This is a genomic window from Lachnoanaerobaculum umeaense, assembly GCF_003589745.1.
Classification (GTDB): Bacteria; Bacillota; Clostridia; order Lachnospirales; family Lachnospiraceae; genus Lachnoanaerobaculum; species Lachnoanaerobaculum umeaense.
This window is the reverse complement of sequence record NZ_CP032364.1, coordinates 2,614,364-2,631,295: the sequence shown is the minus strand read 5'-3', so window position 1 is coordinate 2,631,295 and position 16,932 is coordinate 2,614,364. Positions and strand designations below refer to the sequence as shown.

Below are 16,932 nucleotides of genomic sequence, written 5' to 3'. Positions count from 1 at the left end.
GGAGATGAAATGAAAAGAAAAACAATGATAACAAGATTTGCCATGTCATTGTCTGCGAGTATGGTTATGACTGTACTCGCACCGGCAATGCCGGCATATGCAGCAGGCTATAATTATGTAAATCATAATTTGAATACAGCTGCTACAAAGGCAGTATATGGTGGAATTGCGGCAAATATAGGAGATGTTACACCTAGAGACGGATATTTGGGATTTGATTTTACTACATTGAATCCTTCGATATCAGGATGGGTAAATAATATTGTAGCAACAGGAAATCCGGGAGAACATATAGCAGATCAGACATTGCCGTTTTTTACGGGAACATCATTTTCTCCTACAGCTACATTTGATGGAAAAAGTTGGATAAGTGATTCCGATTTTGATTTGGACGGATATGAGATAGCCGGCTATAATCAAGTTCCTCTAAAAGGAAATATTCTTGGATATCCAAGAAGTAGTCAAATAGAGATACCTACAATTACAAATCAAGGTGCTGTGTATTATGCAGAACTTAAATCTGATGGTAAAAAGTTTGACTATGTAGTCGGATATAAGGGTGCAAATGACGGTCATGGAAATGAATATTATCTTCCGGGAAGCAAGTACGATTTTAATGCATCAACAATGGATGCTGCTCATACCTCAGTGATAAATCCTATTGCAGAGAATATAGCTACCACAGGTGGAAAAGAGGTACTTACAGGCTTCCAAGCAAATGCTAAACCAATAATCGGATACGAAGTGGTAGGAAGTGAAGTAAATCTATATAAGAGCGGTACAAATACAGCTTGGAGTGGTAATCCCGGATTTAGTGTAACCAATGAAAGAGTTGGTGAAACTACTATAAATAAGGATACATTTATTACATTTAGATATGCTCCTAAGCAAGATACAAAATTTAAACTAACTGTAGTTGATAATTATTATGACTATGAAGAGCATCCTGTAGCCGGAGTAACTATCGGTGAAGGTGTAACTGTTCTTGCCGGACAGCTAAAAAGAAGTGGTAGTCCAAGAAGTATTACCAGACCTGTAAGTAAGTACTATTATGCAACTCAGGATGTAAACACTGATAGTACAACAAAGGCAAAAAGTGGTACATATAATCTGGATGGTTCAGGAAATATAGATTTGAATCCGGGTGCGGATGTAGAATATATTTTGGATCCTACAAATCCTGTTGAAATAGAATATACATATACTAAATCAACAGATCCTGCTGGTGCAGCAAATTATGGAAAGTTCTTTGATGTATCAGGAAATGTGATGGATATTATGATACCATTTGCATTTGATACTAATCCGTCAAACTTTACACCAATAAATGTAGCGGGATTAGCAGATGGATATAAACCACAGGGTCAAATGTTAAATCAAAATGTTACTATAAAGTATAATTATATTAAGAATCCAAACTACTATAGGGGAATAACTATAAACTATGTGGATGAAGAAGGAAATGAAATCAATGACAAAGTTGTTGACGCTATTGGTACTATAGCTACACTTCCGGCAAGCCCTGCTATACCGGTTGTAGGTACAGTATATAAGAATGCTTCAACAGGGAATTTATTTATAAGAGTGGACAGTACTACAGGGGCAAATTATAGTATACCACTTCCAAAGCTGGATACATATATATCATATGATACTTCTCCATCAGGAATACCGGGAGTAGAACCGGAGTCAACTGCTGCTTGGGATAATACATTTACTCCTCTTTCAGGCGATATTACAAATGAACTGAATCCCGGTGGTGCACAGGCTTGGACAGCTACAAATCAGGTGCTTAGGGTAAATTCGGCAGCAGGAGTAGGCAAAAATATTTCTGTAACAATTACATATAACAGAGATATTGGTTCTATAGCGGCTATAAATCCTTTAGCAGGTATGGGCGGTAAGCTGATGGTTCCTGCTTATACCAACAATATAGGACTTTTAGTTCCGGAGCATGAGTACGGAGGCGGTACTTATCCGACTGATACAGCATTCGTGGCAGCAGGACTCTCAGGTCAGCCTATAGAAGATACTCATTCTTTGCCTAGAGTGAAAAATATCACAGCAGGAACATATCATGTAAATATTACAGACAGTGACTTGCCTACACCGGTTCCGGATCAGGGATATAGATTCAGAGGTTGGAAGATGACTGATGGTAACTGGCTTTCTGTAAACAGCTTTGCAGATGATGATCCGGCTATAACACCAAGAAGTCTCCCTGCAAACAGTTTGGAGCAAAACCAAAGTATAGGAACAGTAACAGTTAATGCAGTGTTTGAACTTGATCCAACAAGATGGAAAAAGTTTAAACTTGCTTCAGGTGATAACCATGTAATATTTAACAATGGTAATGAAGCTAGTGTTTTAACTTATGATTATACACATAATACTGCAAGAACAAATATTCCTTCATCAGATTTGAATGAGTGGATAGATGAGTCAACCGGTGCATTGACAGTGCAAAGTGGATATGTACTTACATGGTATGATAAGAACTTTGCAGAGGTCGATTTTGCTACAATAAACTTAGCAGATTATCCTGACGGATATACATTCACAGCCTATGGTAGAAATACTTTGGCAACTGCACTCTATGTGCCGGAAGTAACTCCAAGTTTAGATAGTACTACAGGAGCTCCGGTTATAGCAGTAGATGCTATATCACCAACTGCAATGAGCGTTGGATATAACTATGTAGTTGCAGATAGGGATGGAAATGTGGTTGCTTTATTAACAGGAGCACAGCTTTTATCAAATAATGGAAAGATATCAGGCTCAATGCTTCATCCGGGAGAAAGCTATAAAGTATATACAGCAGATACTACAACAGCTATTAATGTAGGAAATCCGGTTCCAACAACAGGTATAAGTGCACCTTCTACAGTTATTACAATACCTACAGTGTTGAATGCAACAGCATCTGAAGATCCAAGCAATGCAGGTATGGCACAGATAGTTATAGATCCTGCTGATGCAAATACACAGTACGCACTGCTTGATTCGAGCGGTAATGTAGTATATAACTTTACATCACCGGATTCTTCCAGAAAGGTTACATTTGGAAATCTTGATCCGGATACAATTTATACTATAGTGCCAAGACCGCTTGGAAGTAATGATACACCAGCAGCAAGAATAGCTGATGGGGTAAGAACAGAGAATGTAAACACGGGAAATCTTGGTATAACAGCAACAGTATTCCCTGTAAATGTAATAGTTGATGATGCAGATTTACCGGGAACCAGCACACAGATAAGTATTGGAGGAGTTAGTAAGACTTTTGCAGATTTACAGTCTGTAAGATTTGGTCAGGCAGTAAGTATACAAGCAGAGCCTATAGACCACAATGGTGCATTATTTAAGGAGTGGAGAGTAATATCCGGCAATACAGGTCATAGTAATAATATCGAAAACAATTCAAGTGGAATAATATCTTTTGGTATGCCAAGAGGATCTGTAAAGCTTCAAGCTCTTTACGATACAGGAATAAACTTTGCACCTGACTATTATCCAAATAGAAATACTTTTGATCCGAATACTATCGGAGTAACATATCCGGTTGGTCCTACCGGCATAACAACTCCCGGACTTTATAGAATACATATCGACCAAAGAAAGGTGACAGGAGCACATGAAAGACTTGTGCAGGATGAGAACACAGATCTTTATAAGGGAGAGTTTGAATTTAGGATATTTGTAGAGAGCTCAAATGATGGCGGAAGTACTTGGAATACTTATACAGGAGCTGATGCACCTTTAAGTCTTGAAGCAAGTATACATACAGGAGCATTGTCATCAACAAGAAATTATAGTTTGTATAAACTTGCTACAGATTCAAATGCTTTAACAAGTGTACCCGGAGTATATGAGAATCCTGCAGGTGGAAGCGGATATATGGGTGAGTTTAGCGATAACTTTGAAACGGGTCACACATATATATTCGGATATACAAGTACAGGAACAACAGTAAGATTTGTAAGTATACCTGATATGAGTACTTTAAAGACTATTATTGTGGCACCTGGAAGTAGACTATCAGATTACGAATCAGATTATGTTTCAGACCTTCCAAGTAGGGGGGATACATTTGAAGATGGAAATACCGGACTTACTTGGATTTATGATGGACTCAGCTTGAGAATGGACAAGAAGGAAAGTATAAATAATAATATGGTAATTAATGAAGATAAGATTATATATCTTTATTATACAAATGATGCTGAATATAGAGCTAAACTTGTAGACGGACTTAATGATAGCCTTGGTAAGGTTGATAATATTGATGCCTCCAAGTATGATGCAAGTGATGTAGCCAAAGCACAGGCTAAGGCTGCAGAGGCAAGAGCGATTTTAAATAGAGCTGCTCCAAATAAGGCATTATCACCTGAATTATTGCAGGTATTAAATGAACTTAATTCTATCTTAAACAGTATGGGAATAAGAACAAAACCTACACCAAATAATAAGGGCGGCGGTGGCCGTGGCGGTTCCGGTGGCAGCGGTGGCTCTTCAAAAAAGAGTGCACAAAACACAAGTACCACTAGCTTTAGAGTCGGGCTTGATGGTAACTGGCAGCTTTTAAATCCTGAGGAAGCTAAGGTAAACTTAGATAATAGCAAATGGGTATTCAATCTTTCAAATGGTGGAAGAGCTAAAGGCTGGGCATATCTAAGCTATACTTTTGAAGGCAAGACAAAGTCTGAGTGGTATCATTTCGGTGATGACGGTATTATGAATTCAGGTTGGTTCTTTGAGAGCAATATGTGGTATTATCTTTCAATGGACCACAATGGATTCTATGGTGAGATGATGAAGGGATGGCATCATGATGCAAATGATGACAGATGGTACTATCTGAATCCAAGTAGTGGTGCGATGCACACTAATTGGACAAAGGTAGGAAATGATTTCTATTATTTCAATCCGACTGCACCGGCACAGACCTGGTTCTATGATAATAATACAAATAGGTGGAACTTTGGAAACATTGATAGTAGACCTCTTGGTTCTATGTATCAAAACGAAAATACACCTGACGGATATTATGTAAATGAAAATGGAGTTTGGAAATAATTCTAAATAATAAAATGGGCGGTTGCATGAGAGTGCAGCCGCTCTTTATATTTGAGATTGTAAAACAAAAGTTCTAAAGTGGATACCTGAAATGTAACAGAATGTATGAGATATTCTCTAACCACTTTTTCAGACAATATACTCAAATATTCCCTCATTATGATATAATATAACAAGTATTGAATGAAAAAGAGGAGAGATATGTCTTTTACACATTTACATGTACATACAGGATATTCATTGTTGGATGGTTCCTGTAAGATAAAAGAGATAATAAGTCGTGCAAAGGAACTTAATATGACTTCATTGGCCATAACCGACCATGGAGTTATGTATGGAGTTATAGATTTTTATAAAGAGGCAAAGGCAAACGGTATTAAGCCGATACTTGGGTGTGAGGTTTATGTGAGTCCGTCTTCAAGATTTGAGAAACAGGCAAAGCAAGGTGACAGGTACTATCATCTTATTTTGCTTGCAAAAAATAATAGAGGCTATGAAAATTTGACAAAGATAGTGTCGAAGGGATTTACAGAAGGCTTTTATTACAAGCCGAGAATAGATTTTGAACTTTTGGAAGAATACCATGATGGTATAATAGCACTTTCAGCCTGTCTTGCCGGAGAGATTCCCAAACTTATATCAAGGGGTAGAGAGGATGATGCAATAAAGGCTGCAAAGAAATATAGGGATTTGTTTGGTGAAGATTCATTTTATCTGGAACTACAAAATCATGGAATACCTGAACAAAAGTATGTGAATCAGATTTTGATGAAAATTGGAAAAGAGTTGGATATACCACTTGTGTCAACAAATGATGTTCATTATATAAATGCAGAAGATGCAACAGCACATGATATATTATTGTGCATACAGACAAGTAAGACAGTATCAGATCCCGACAGAATGAGATATGAGGGTGGCCAATTCTTCCTAAAGTCAGAGGATGAGATGAAAGCACTCTTTCCATATGCACCTGAGGCTATAGAAAATACAGCAAAGATAGCGGATATGTGTGATGTAGAAATAAAGTTCGGTGAGACAAAATTGCCGGAATATCAGGTGCCAAACGAAATGTCTGCTAAGGAATATTTAGAGAGTCTATGCTTGAAAGGCTTTCAAAAACATTATTCCGATATTTATCCAAATAGAGAAGAAATAAAGAACAGAATGTACTATGAGCTTGGTGTAATAGAAAAGATGGGATATATAGACTATTTTTTGATAGTCTGTGACTATATAAATTATGCCAGAAGTAAGGGGATTTCAGTAGGTCCAGGAAGAGGTTCGGCAGCAGGTAGTGTAGTATCTTATTGCCTTGGAATCACAGATATTGATCCTATTAAATATAATCTTATTTTTGAGAGATTTCTAAATCCTGAGAGAGTTTCAATGCCTGATATAGATGTGGACTTTGCAGATGAGAGAAGAGCCGAGGTCATTGACTACGTGGTAAATAAATATGGTAGTGAAAGAGTATGTCAGATAATTACTTTTGGTACATTACAAGCAAGAGGTGTTATAAGAGATGTGGGAAGGGCTATGGAAATACCATATGCCAGATGTGACAGCATTGCAAAGATGATACCTAGAGATAAGGATATTACACTTGGACTTGCATTGGAGAGAAATAAGGAGTTAAAGGAACTGTATGACAGTGATGATGTGGTGCATGAACTTATAGATTATAGTTTAAAACTTGAAGGTTTACCAAGACATGCGAGTATACATGCAGCAGGTGTAGTGATATCAAAGAAGGCAGTGGAAGAGTATGTACCACTGGCATTGGGAGTGGATAATTCGGTGACTACACAATTTACTATGACCACTTTAGAGGAGCTGGGGCTTTTAAAGATGGACTTTTTGGGGCTTCGTACTCTTACAGTCATTCAAAATGCTTTGGAGATGATAAAGAAAAATTATGGCGTGGAAATTGATATAAAGGATATGGATTATGATGATAAGAAGGTATATGAGTTCATATCCACCGGAAGAACAGACGGTGTGTTTCAGCTTGAGAGTGCAGGAATGCAAAATTTCATGAAGAGATTGAAACCGGAAAATCTGGAAGACATTATTGCGGGTATATCACTCTATCGTCCGGGACCTATGGACTTTATTCCAAAGTATATCGAAGGGAAGAATCTAAAGGGAAATATAATTTATGATACACCGCAACTTATACCGATACTTGAGCCTACATATGGATGTATAGTGTATCAGGAGCAGGTAATGCAGATAGTGAGAGATCTGGCAGGCTATACTATGGGTGGAAGTGATGAAGTTCGTCGTGCTATGAGTAAGAAAAAAATGCATGTTATGGAGCTTGAGAGAAAGAATTTCATATATGGAAATGAAGAAAATGGAATAAAGGGATGTATAAATAATGGTATAGATGAGAAAATTGCGAATAAAATATTTGACGAAATGATAGATTTTGCAAGCTATGCATTCAATAAATCACATGCTGCTTGCTATGCAGTTGTTTCATATCAGACCGCATATCTGAAGTATTATTATCCTAAGGAGTTTATGGCGGCTTCACTTACTTCAGTGAGTGATCATCCTACTAAGTTGGCAGAATATATAGCAAGTCTAGCTGATATGGGAATAAAGGTTTTGCCTCCGGATGTGAATCTGGGGGAGGGAGCTTTCAGTGTGGATAAGGATGGCATCAGATTTGGACTTTCCACTATAAAGGGAGTAGGCAAGGCAGTAGCGGATACACTTGTAAGAGAGCGAACCTTGAATGGAAAATATCTCACATTGGAGAATTTTATTAACCGATTGCCGCAGAAGGATTTGAATAAGAGAAGTATTGAGAGCTTTATAAAGGCCGGAGCCCTGGACAGTATGGAGGGCAATAGGCATGAAAAGATATTAAATGCTGAGCTTTTTGTAGAAAAAAAATCAAAGGAGAGCAAGGCGACTATTCCGGGACAGATGTCATTTTTTGATGTAGTAAGTGAAGAGGACAAAGATAGTTTTGTTTCAGAAATGATACATATAGAGGAGTACTCCAAAGAGGAGCTTCTAAAATATGAAATGGAAGTTCTGGGAATGTATGTCAGTGGGCATCCTCTGGAAGAATATGTTTCGCTTTTGGAAAAGCATTGTGATACAAGAAGTATTGACTTTTATCCGGATGAAAACGGAAACATTTTGCTTGAGTCGGGAAGAAAGATAACTATAGGCGGTTTACTGGTAGAGGTAAATAAGAGATTTACTAAAAGGGGAGATATGATGGCGATATGTACATTAGAAGATATGTATGGCAGAATAGAACTTTTGGTATTTCCTAAAGTATTTGAAAACTATGGTGGAGAACTGACCGAGGGAGGAAAGGTCTTTGTTAAGGGTAGAGTTGATACCTCAGGTGAAGAAGAAGGAAAACTTATAGTAGACAGTATAAGGGAGTTTGGAAGAGTAAAAAAGGAACTTTGGATTCAATACAGTGATAAGGATAGTTATGAGGAAGATTTGGGAAATCTGCTTTCTGATATCGGAAGTTTAACAGGAAACGATAGAGTTATTATTTATTTAAAAAAAGAAAGGGCGAAGAAGGACCTTGGTGCTGAATGGGGAGTACCGGCTACGGAGGCAGCTAATATTTTGGAAGAACGACTGGGCAGTGAAAATGTCAAGGTTGTAGAGAAAATATAAATCAAACTGTAATTAAACTCATAGAAAAATATTGATAATTTTAGTATAATTATCTTGTATTCAGTGAGGATATATTTTAGAGATAAGAAAGGAAATCATAGACAAAAGTCTATGTGGTTTTAATATGGCAATGAATGAGTTTAGGGAAGAGCTTGACCCACAAAGTACGGTCAATAAGGTAATAGGTATAGTTTCCGGAAAGGGTGGAGTAGGTAAGAGTTTGGTAACATCTCTTATGGCTGTAAAGGCTAGGTCAAAAGGCTTTAGAGCAGGCATTATAGATGCGGATATTACAGGTCCGTCTATACCTAAGGCATTTGGACTTAGTGGCAAACTTGGTGTGACATATGATCAACTTATGATACCGGCCGTTACAAGTACAGGAATAAATGTAGTAAGTACAAATCTTATTTTGGAAAATGAAACAGATCCGGTTATATGGAGGGGCCCTGTAGTAGCAGGAGTAGTAAAGCAATTTTGGAAGGACACCGTTTGGAACAATATTGATTATATGTTTGTAGATATGCCACCCGGAACAGGGGATGTTCCACTCACTGTATTTCAGTCAATACCGGTGGATGGAATTATAATTGTTACAAGTCCCCAGGAACTTGTCTCAATGATCGTTGCAAAGGCTGTAAATATGGCTAAGAAGATGAATGTGCCGATTCTGGGGCTTGTTGAGAATATGAGCTATTTTGAATGCCCGGATTGTGGACATAGACATGAGATTTTTGGAAAGAGTCATATTGATGAAATAGCAAAAAAAGAAGGCTTAAAGGTACTTGCAAAGATACCGATAGATCCTAAAGTGGCAAATAAAGTGGATGAGGGTCTTGTAGAATATGTAGAGGCACCATGGCTTGATGAAGCGGCAGATTTGATTTTAAAATAAAATATTAACCGGAGTGATTTTACTTGGGGTCCGTATATAACAAAGAATTGGAGATCTTATGCATATATCAAATAATCCAAATAATGAATTGGAGCAATCCATTGTACAGGTTCCTGACCTGGTTCAGATACCTGAGGAAATGCATGAAATGGCACCGAAATTTCAAGAAGCAATGATGATGTATACCTGTGCAATCAGGGAAGTTAAAACCAAGCTCGAAGTTTTGAATGATGAATTATCAGTTAAAAATAGAAGAAATCCTATTGAATTGATAAAGTCGAGAGTAAAAAAACCACAAAGTATTGTTGAAAAGCTAAAAAGGCGTGGTCTGCCACTGACACTTGAGTCAATAGTCAATAATTTGTATGATGTGGCAGGTATCAGAGTTATTTGCTCTTTCCTTGACGATATTTATGATGTGGCAGATATGCTTACCAGACAGGATGATGTTAACCTTATTGCTGTGAAAGATTATATAAAAACGCCGAAGGAAAATGGATATCGCTCATATCATCTCATTGTTGAGATACCTGTATTTTTCTCAGAGAGAAAACAACCTATGAGGGTGGAGGTACAGATAAGAACTATTGCTATGGATTTTTGGGCAAGTCTTGATCATCAGCTAAAATACAAAAAGGATTTTATTGATTCTGATGATGTGGAAAGGCAGCTTAGAGAATGTGCTGATGTGATAGCAAACACAGACAAACAAATGTTGAACATAAGAAAAAGTATAGAGTCTAGGGGTATAGAGATACGAAAACCCAGATAAATTGAAGGGCTGTCGCTTTAAGGAGTACAGATGTAGTTTGTATTGTCCTTAGTGCGGCAGCCATTTTATATCAATGAAGATAAATATTTAATTTTATCCAAGCACGCATCTTGCTGAAACCGAACATATATATTAAAAACAATATGCTGGTAGTAACCCATGAAAGTGGATACGCCCAGAGTATTGTATATATATTCGGATACTTTGGCACCATTACAATGATCCAAACGATTCTAAGTACACATACACCGCTGGCAGTCATTATCATAGGTATCCAGCTGTCGCCAATGCCTCTAAGTGAGCCTGAGAATATCTCAATAATAATATAAGTAGGGAAAGCTACTACCATAAAGTTAAGCATATCTGTACCAATCTTTAGAACATTCTCATCCTGTGTAAATAATGTATAGATATTTCTTCCAAATAATTTTAGAAGTATTATTACAATAGCAGTAGCAAGTATTGCTAAAATCATTCCCTGTATTATACCCTTTTTAACTCTTTCTTTATTACCATATCCATAGTTTTGACCTGTAAAGGTGGTAACAGATATACCCAGAGATTGTATAGTCATCCAAAAAAGAGTATCTATCTTACCATATGCTGTAAAAGCGGCTATGGTATCAGTACCAAGACTGTTTATAGAAGCTTGAATGAGTATATTGGCAATGGTATACATAGCAGATTGCATTCCTGCTGCAATACCGATACTGATCATTTTTCTAAGTTCGGAAAAGTTTATATGTAGACTATTAATCTTCAATTTCAGTGCATCATCTCTTCGAGAAAGTACTATGATGACTAAGATGGCACTGATTATCTGTGATGCTACAGTTGCAATGGCAGCACCGGTCACGCCCATATTCATATATTGTATCAATATAATATCCAAGACTATATTCACAAAACAACTTATGATAAGAAATATAAGAGGAGTTCTTGAATCTCCAACTGCACGAAGCAGTCCGGCACCCATATTATAGATAAGGTTTGGGGCAAGTCCTATAAAATATATTTGTAGGTAAGGTAATGCCATTGACATTATATTATCCGGTACATTCATATTTGCAAGCATTGCTTTTGAAAATATGGCACCAAATATACTGACTATTATACCTACTATAAGCGAAAAAGTGATGGCAGTATGAACACCTATGCTGACAAGCTTATTGTTTTTTGCACCATAATGCTGTGAGATGATTACACTAAATCCGGAGGACAATCCTACAAAGACACCTATAAAAAGGTTTATAAGAGTGCTTGTAGTTCCACCTACGGCAGCCAGTCCAAGTTTTCCTACATTCTGTCCGACAATAACGGCATCTGCAGTATTATAGAGTTGTTGAAAGAATGTACCAAGGAGTATGGGGAAGAAGAATAACAAAAGTTGGAAGGTAATATTGCCCTTGGTCATATCCTGCTTCTTAGTTTGTTCCATAAAATTCCTTTCTAAAGTATAGTGCTTAATATAGAATTTATAACAGTCTTTTAGAACTGATATTACTATATCATTTCCTCAGGCTTAAATACTTCGTCAAATTTCTCCTCTGTCATAAGATTCATGTTTAGGGTAGCTTCTTTTAGTGATATATTTTTCTCATGTGCCAATTTTGATACTTTTGCAGCATTTTCATAACCTATATAGGGGCTTATTGCAGTTACAAGCATTAGGGAATTATGTAAGTTCTCATGCATTTTTTCTTTATTTGCCTTGATGCCAATTACACAATTTTCTCTAAAGGATCTTATACCGTCAGATAGCAACCTGACAGACTGAAGGAAGTTGTGAATAAGTACAGGCATAAACACATTCAGCTCAAAATTTCCCTGACTGGAAGCCATATTTACAGCCATATTATTGGACATAACCTGTACACATATCATAGTCATAGACTCACATTGTGTAGGGTTTACCTTTCCCGGCATTATGGAGCTTCCGGGCTCATTTTCAGGTATAAAGATTTCTCCCAAACCACATCTAGGTCCACTTGAGAGCCATCTGATATCATTTGCAATTTTCATAAGATCACCTGCAAGTGAGGATAGGCTGCCATGTACAAATGCAAGTTCAGATTTTGAACTCAAAGCGTGGAATTTATTGCTGTCTGTGACAAATTTTTTGCCTGTAAGTTTTGAAATATTTTTTGCAACAAGGGTATCAAAACCCTTTGGTGAATTAAGTCCTGTACCTACTGCAGTAGCTCCAAGTGCAAGCTTACTTAAAAATATAAGAGAATTTTCTATTTGATTGTAATTATTTTCAAGAGAGGTTCTCCAACCGCTTATTTCTTGTGAAAATGCTATGGGAGTAGCATCCTGTAAATGTGTTCTTCCGGACTTTACAATGCCGATATTTTCATCCTCAAGTTTCTTAAATGCAAGTATAAGTTCATTTAGTGACGGTAACAGCTTGTCGGTTATTTCAATTAATGCCGCTATATGCATTGCAGCCGGGAAAGTATCATTTGAGCTTTGTGACATATTCACATCATCATTTGGATGTAAGAGTTCTTTTTTGACAAGCTCATTGCCCCTATTAGTGATTACTTCATTGACATTCATATTGCTCTGTGTACCACTGCCGGTTTGCCATACAGATAAAGGGAAATGTTCATCCAATTTACCTTCAAGTATTTCATTACAAACTGTATTTATAATATCTGCCTTATCTTTTTCCAATTTACCAAATTCAAAATTTGTAGCGGCACAGGCGGACTTTAGATAAGCAAATGCCCTTATGACCTCCATAGGTATCGTTTCTGTACTTATCTTAAAGTTTGACAGACTTCTTGCTGTCTGCGCTCCATAATATTTGTCTACAGGTACTTCTACAGTGCCCATTGAGTCATGCTCTATACGATATTCCATAGTTTTCTCCTTACATCATTTATGCTATAATCAGTTTAACAAAAAACAAAATAAAAAAACAGGGCAATAAATGAAAATAAAAAAACAAGAATCCGGATTTTTAATTATACTTGATATATTGACACAGCTTGCGGTGATATTGTCACTAGCATGGTTTGTTGTATTTATATTTGGAGAGAGAACATATATGGTGGGGCAATCTATGTCACCACAGATAGAGCAGGGCGAGGTGGCACTTATAAATAAAGCGGCATACACATTCTTTAAGCCGAAGAGATATGATGTGATTGCTTTTAAAAATAGTGACGGAAGAGAATGTATTCGTAGAGTTATCGGTCTTCCGGGTGAGACTGTAAATATAAGAAATGGAATGGTCTATGTCAATGGTGAAGTTATAGATAGATTTTATGAAGCTTCATCAGCAGGTTTAGCAGCAGATGAAGTAAAGCTTCTTGGCAATGAATATTTTGTATTAGGTGATAACAGAGTGGGAAGTGAAGACTCCAGAACTTCTACAATAGGCAATGTAACAGGAGATATGATTATAGGAAATGTTTGGCTAAGAGCATTACCTATAAAAAGAATTGGTTTTATAAGGTGATGAAAGGATATTGCTTATGAAGATACAATGGTACCCGGGTCATATGACTAAGGCAAAGCGTGCTATGTCAGATGCCATAAAGCTTGTGGATATTATTATAGAAATGGCTGATGCCAGAGCTCCGGAGGCTACAAGAAATCCGGAAATCATGGAACTTGGCTCAAATAAGTCAAGGATAATTATATTAAATAAGGCAGATCTATCAGATGAGAGTGCCAATAACAGATGGGCAACATATTATAAGGAGCAGGGCTATGAGTGTATGTTTATGGATTCCAGAAAAAAGAATGGAATCAATGCACTTATAAAGGCGATAGAAAATGTTTCCAAGGAAAAGCGTGAGAGAGATGCAAAAAGAGGCATAAAAAATAGACCTGTCAGAGCTATGGTAGCCGGTATTCCAAATGTGGGTAAGTCTACACTTATAAATTCGGTATCAGGCAGGGCCATGGCAAAGACCGGAAACAAACCGGGAGTAACTAAGGGTAATCAGTGGATAAAGTTAAAGGGGCAGATAGAGCTTTTGGATACCCCCGGAATACTTTGGCCTAAGTTTGAAGATGAAAAAATTGGTGAGATGATAGCTTTTATCGGATCCATCAATGATATGATAATAGATATCAGAGAGCTTGGACTTGAACTTATCAAATGGTTTCTAAACAATAAGACTGATATTTTGAAGGAAAGATTTGAAATAGACGACTCTGATGATGAAAATGCTGTTTTAATAAAGATAGCAAATATCAGAGGATGCACTAAAAAGGGCAATGAACTTGACTATGATAAGGCGGCAGGCATATTTGTAAATGAGTTCAGATCAGGAAAACTTGGAAGGGTGACATTGCAAATGCCATAGTAGTATGATGAAAGAAAAGTTTTCATCATTGGTGCATCTTCTGAATGGAGATTACAGTTTAGGTAGTCCTTTAGAGCTTTTGTTTTACAATCCTAATCGCAACTCTTTCTCAAAACTTCGCAGGATTTTACGCAGTCTGCGGAACTCGTTTGTTCGCTTGGGGAGCAGCGAACTGCACTCAAACATGTCACAGGCTGCTTAATCTGAGTCTCGTTTTTACGAAAGAGTTAAACGCTACAAGGATTGTAAAATTAAAAGTCTCAAGATATATAGTACTTGAACTGTAACGAATGGAGATAGAAATGAGAAAAATAAGTGAAGAAAAACTTGCACTTGAGAGAATAAGACTTGAGGGTATGCGTGAATTTGAAAATAAATACAGTGATTTTTCATATGTTGCAGGGATAGATGAGGCTGGTAGAGGGCCACTTGCAGGTCCGGTAGTAGCGGCAGCGGTCATTTTACCAAAGGATATTTTTCTACCCTTTTTGAATGATTCGAAAAAGGTTACAGAAAAAAGAAGAGATGTTTTATTTGAGGAGATAAAGCAAAATGCTATATCCTATGGTATAGGTATTGCTTCAAATATACTTATAGATGATATAAATATATTGCAGGCTACATATGCAGCTATGAGAGAGGCGATAAACGCCCTTGAAAAGACTCCGGATATTTTGTTGGTGGATGCAGTACATATACCGGAGGTAGATATAAAACAGGTTGGCATAGTAAAGGGTGATGCCAAAAGTGTAAATATTGCGGCTGCCAGTATATTGGCAAAGGTCACAAGAGACAGGCTTATGGCAGAATATGACAAAATCTATCCTGATTATGGCTTTGCTTCAAATAAGGGCTATGGTACTGCCGCTCATATAGCAGCCTTAAAGGAAATAGGACCTTGTGATATACATAGAAAATCATTTATAGGAAACTTTGTAAGTGAATAAAAGAGAAATTGGAAATCAAGGGGAGATAATGGCGGCCTCCTTTTTGGAAGAAAATGGAATCCAAATACTTGAAAGAAACTACAGAAACAGATTTGGTGAGATAGATATTGTCGGAAGAGATGGAAATATACTTTTATTTATAGAAGTAAAGTATAGAAAAGACGAAAGCTTCGGATATCCACTGGAGGCTGTGGGATATTTCAAACAGCAAAAAATAAGAAAGATGGCAAGACATTATTTGAATGAAAAGCATTTTCATGCTCATACAGTCAGATTTGACTGCATAGGCATAATAGGTAATGATATAGAATGGGTTAAAGGAGCATTTTATTGAGTATAAAGATATTAAAAAAGAATGATAAAGATATTTTGAAACTGTTAAAGGCAGAAAACGGTGTGGAATATTTTTCATTTTCTGCGCTTGAAAAATATAATGAACTGATACAGGGATTTTCTACAAGAATTGGTGGAATAAGTGAAGGTCCATATGCTACTATGAACTTAAGTTTCAGCAGAGAACCTGATAATCAACAGGGCGTACTTGAAAATTATAAGAGAATGGCAAAGGCACTTGGTGTTGATGAGAATAGCTTTGTACTTTCATATCAGGTACATTCAACCAATGTAAAATTGGTAAAGAAAAGTGACAGAGGCAAGGGAGTAGTAATTGATAGAGACTATGAAGATATTGACGGACTGATAACTAATGAAAGGGGCATTACCTTAGGGGCTTTTTTTGCAGACTGTATTCCCCTTTATTTTTATGACAAAAGAAAAAATGCAATAGGTTTGGCACATTCGGGATGGAAAGGAACTTGCAATAAAATGGGTGCAGTTATGATAAAGGAAATGTCAAAGCACTTCGGAACAGATGTAAAAGATCTAATCGCCTGTATAGGACCGGGGATTTGTCAGGACTGCTATCAGGTAAGTTTGGATGTGTATGAAGAATTTTCAAAGAAGTTTAAAAAAGAAGATATGGACAGTATTTTTAGGGAAGATGGAGAAGATCATTTCAGACTATCACTTTGGAGAGCTAATGAAATAGTATTAAATGAGGCAGGTGTACCGAAAGAAAATATATTTACTTCAAATGTTTGTACTGCTTGCAATCCGAATTTACTCTATTCACATAGAATAATGGGTGAAGAAAGAGGAAATATGGCTGCATTTATAGCACTAAAATAAAAAGCTCAATTATAATCTTGCTAAAACCTTATAAAGTAATTATACTGTTTATATTTGAATAAAGGAGGC

General features: G+C 36.9%; 11 protein-coding genes. 9 read left to right on the top strand and 2 right to left on the bottom strand.

Annotated features, from left to right (window positions below; translation table 11 throughout):
* The first annotated feature begins 9 nt into the window (after nucleotides 1–9).
* The 4 genes from D4A81_RS13580 (at nucleotide 10) to D4A81_RS12280 (ending at nucleotide 10,403) form a co-directional block, all read left to right on the top strand.
* A complete protein-coding gene (locus tag D4A81_RS13580; protein ID WP_242977750.1) occupies nucleotides 10–5,076 on the top strand; it encodes an N-acetylmuramoyl-L-alanine amidase family protein in 5,067 nt (1,688 codons plus the stop codon).
* 201 nt (nucleotides 5,077–5,277) lie between these two features.
* Entirely contained in the window at nucleotides 5,278–8,736 is a 3,459-nt protein-coding gene (locus D4A81_RS12290; RefSeq protein WP_111525724.1) for a DNA polymerase III subunit alpha, read from the top strand.
* Between the two features lie 124 nt (nucleotides 8,737–8,860).
* Complete coding sequence (locus tag D4A81_RS12285; protein WP_111525725.1) at nucleotides 8,861–9,631, top strand: Mrp/NBP35 family ATP-binding protein; 771 nt, start codon at nucleotides 8,861–8,863, stop codon at nucleotides 9,629–9,631.
* Nucleotides 9,632–9,689: 58 nt separating this feature from the next.
* Nucleotides 9,690–10,403: a GTP pyrophosphokinase gene (locus tag D4A81_RS12280; RefSeq protein WP_111525726.1), complete on the top strand. Its 714-nt coding sequence runs from the start codon at nucleotides 9,690–9,692 to the stop codon at nucleotides 10,401–10,403.
* 70 nt (nucleotides 10,404–10,473) lie between these two features.
* Here the strand turns inward: D4A81_RS12280 and D4A81_RS12275 are convergent, their stop codons facing one another.
* Both D4A81_RS12275 and fumC read right to left on the bottom strand, forming a co-directional pair.
* A complete protein-coding gene (locus D4A81_RS12275) occupies nucleotides 10,474–11,841 on the bottom strand; it encodes an MATE family efflux transporter (protein ID WP_111525727.1) in 1,368 nt (455 codons plus the stop codon).
* Between the two features lie 65 nt (nucleotides 11,842–11,906).
* On the bottom strand, nucleotides 11,907–13,271 hold the full coding sequence (fumC, locus tag D4A81_RS12270) for a class II fumarate hydratase (protein ID WP_111525728.1): 1,365 nt from the start codon (nucleotides 13,269–13,271) through the stop codon (nucleotides 11,907–11,909).
* Between the two features lie 70 nt (nucleotides 13,272–13,341).
* Between fumC and lepB the strand changes: the two genes are divergently transcribed.
* The 5 genes from lepB (at nucleotide 13,342) to pgeF (ending at nucleotide 16,863) form a co-directional block, all read left to right on the top strand.
* Nucleotides 13,342–13,872 (top strand): signal peptidase I, encoded by a 531-nt coding sequence (gene lepB / locus D4A81_RS12265; RefSeq protein WP_111525729.1) that lies wholly within the window; start codon nucleotides 13,342–13,344, stop codon nucleotides 13,870–13,872.
* A 16-nt stretch (nucleotides 13,873–13,888) separates the two neighbouring features.
* Complete coding sequence (ylqF, locus tag D4A81_RS12260) at nucleotides 13,889–14,728, top strand: ribosome biogenesis GTPase YlqF (RefSeq protein WP_111525730.1); 840 nt, start codon at nucleotides 13,889–13,891, stop codon at nucleotides 14,726–14,728.
* Between the two features lie 302 nt (nucleotides 14,729–15,030).
* The gene (locus D4A81_RS12255; protein WP_111525731.1) at nucleotides 15,031–15,675 is read left to right on the top strand and encodes a ribonuclease HII; all 645 of its coding nucleotides are present in this window, start codon (nucleotides 15,031–15,033) and stop codon (nucleotides 15,673–15,675) included.
* Nucleotides 15,668–16,009: a YraN family protein gene (locus tag D4A81_RS12250; protein ID WP_111525732.1), complete on the top strand. Its 342-nt coding sequence runs from the start codon at nucleotides 15,668–15,670 to the stop codon at nucleotides 16,007–16,009. Before D4A81_RS12255 ends, D4A81_RS12250 begins: the two co-directional genes overlap by 8 nt.
* Nucleotides 16,006–16,863 carry a peptidoglycan editing factor PgeF gene (gene pgeF / locus D4A81_RS12245; protein ID WP_111525733.1) on the top strand — a complete coding sequence of 286 codons (858 nt, stop codon included), beginning with the start codon at nucleotides 16,006–16,008 and terminating at the stop codon, nucleotides 16,861–16,863. The genes D4A81_RS12250 and pgeF overlap by 4 nt, the downstream gene beginning before the upstream one ends.
* Nucleotides 16,864–16,932: the final 69 nt, after the last annotated feature.

Coding starts and splice junctions, on each gene's coding strand:
- D4A81_RS13580 (WP_242977750.1), top strand. CDS start 10: ATGAAAAGAAAAACAATGATAACAAGATTTGCCATGTCATTGTCTGCG.
- D4A81_RS12285 (WP_111525725.1), top strand. CDS start 8,861: ATGGCAATGAATGAGTTTAGGGAAGAGCTTGACCCACAAAGTACGGTC.
- D4A81_RS12255 (WP_111525731.1), top strand. CDS start 15,031: ATGAGAAAAATAAGTGAAGAAAAACTTGCACTTGAGAGAATAAGACTT.
- lepB (WP_111525729.1), top strand. CDS start 13,342: ATGAAAATAAAAAAACAAGAATCCGGATTTTTAATTATACTTGATATA.
- ylqF (WP_111525730.1), top strand. CDS start 13,889: ATGAAGATACAATGGTACCCGGGTCATATGACTAAGGCAAAGCGTGCT.
- D4A81_RS12290 (WP_111525724.1), top strand. CDS start 5,278: ATGTCTTTTACACATTTACATGTACATACAGGATATTCATTGTTGGAT.
- D4A81_RS12280 (WP_111525726.1), top strand. CDS start 9,690: ATGCATATATCAAATAATCCAAATAATGAATTGGAGCAATCCATTGTA.
- D4A81_RS12275 (WP_111525727.1), bottom strand. CDS start 11,841: ATGGAACAAACTAAGAAGCAGGATATGACCAAGGGCAATATTACCTTC.
- fumC (WP_111525728.1), bottom strand. CDS start 13,271: ATGGAATATCGTATAGAGCATGACTCAATGGGCACTGTAGAAGTACCT.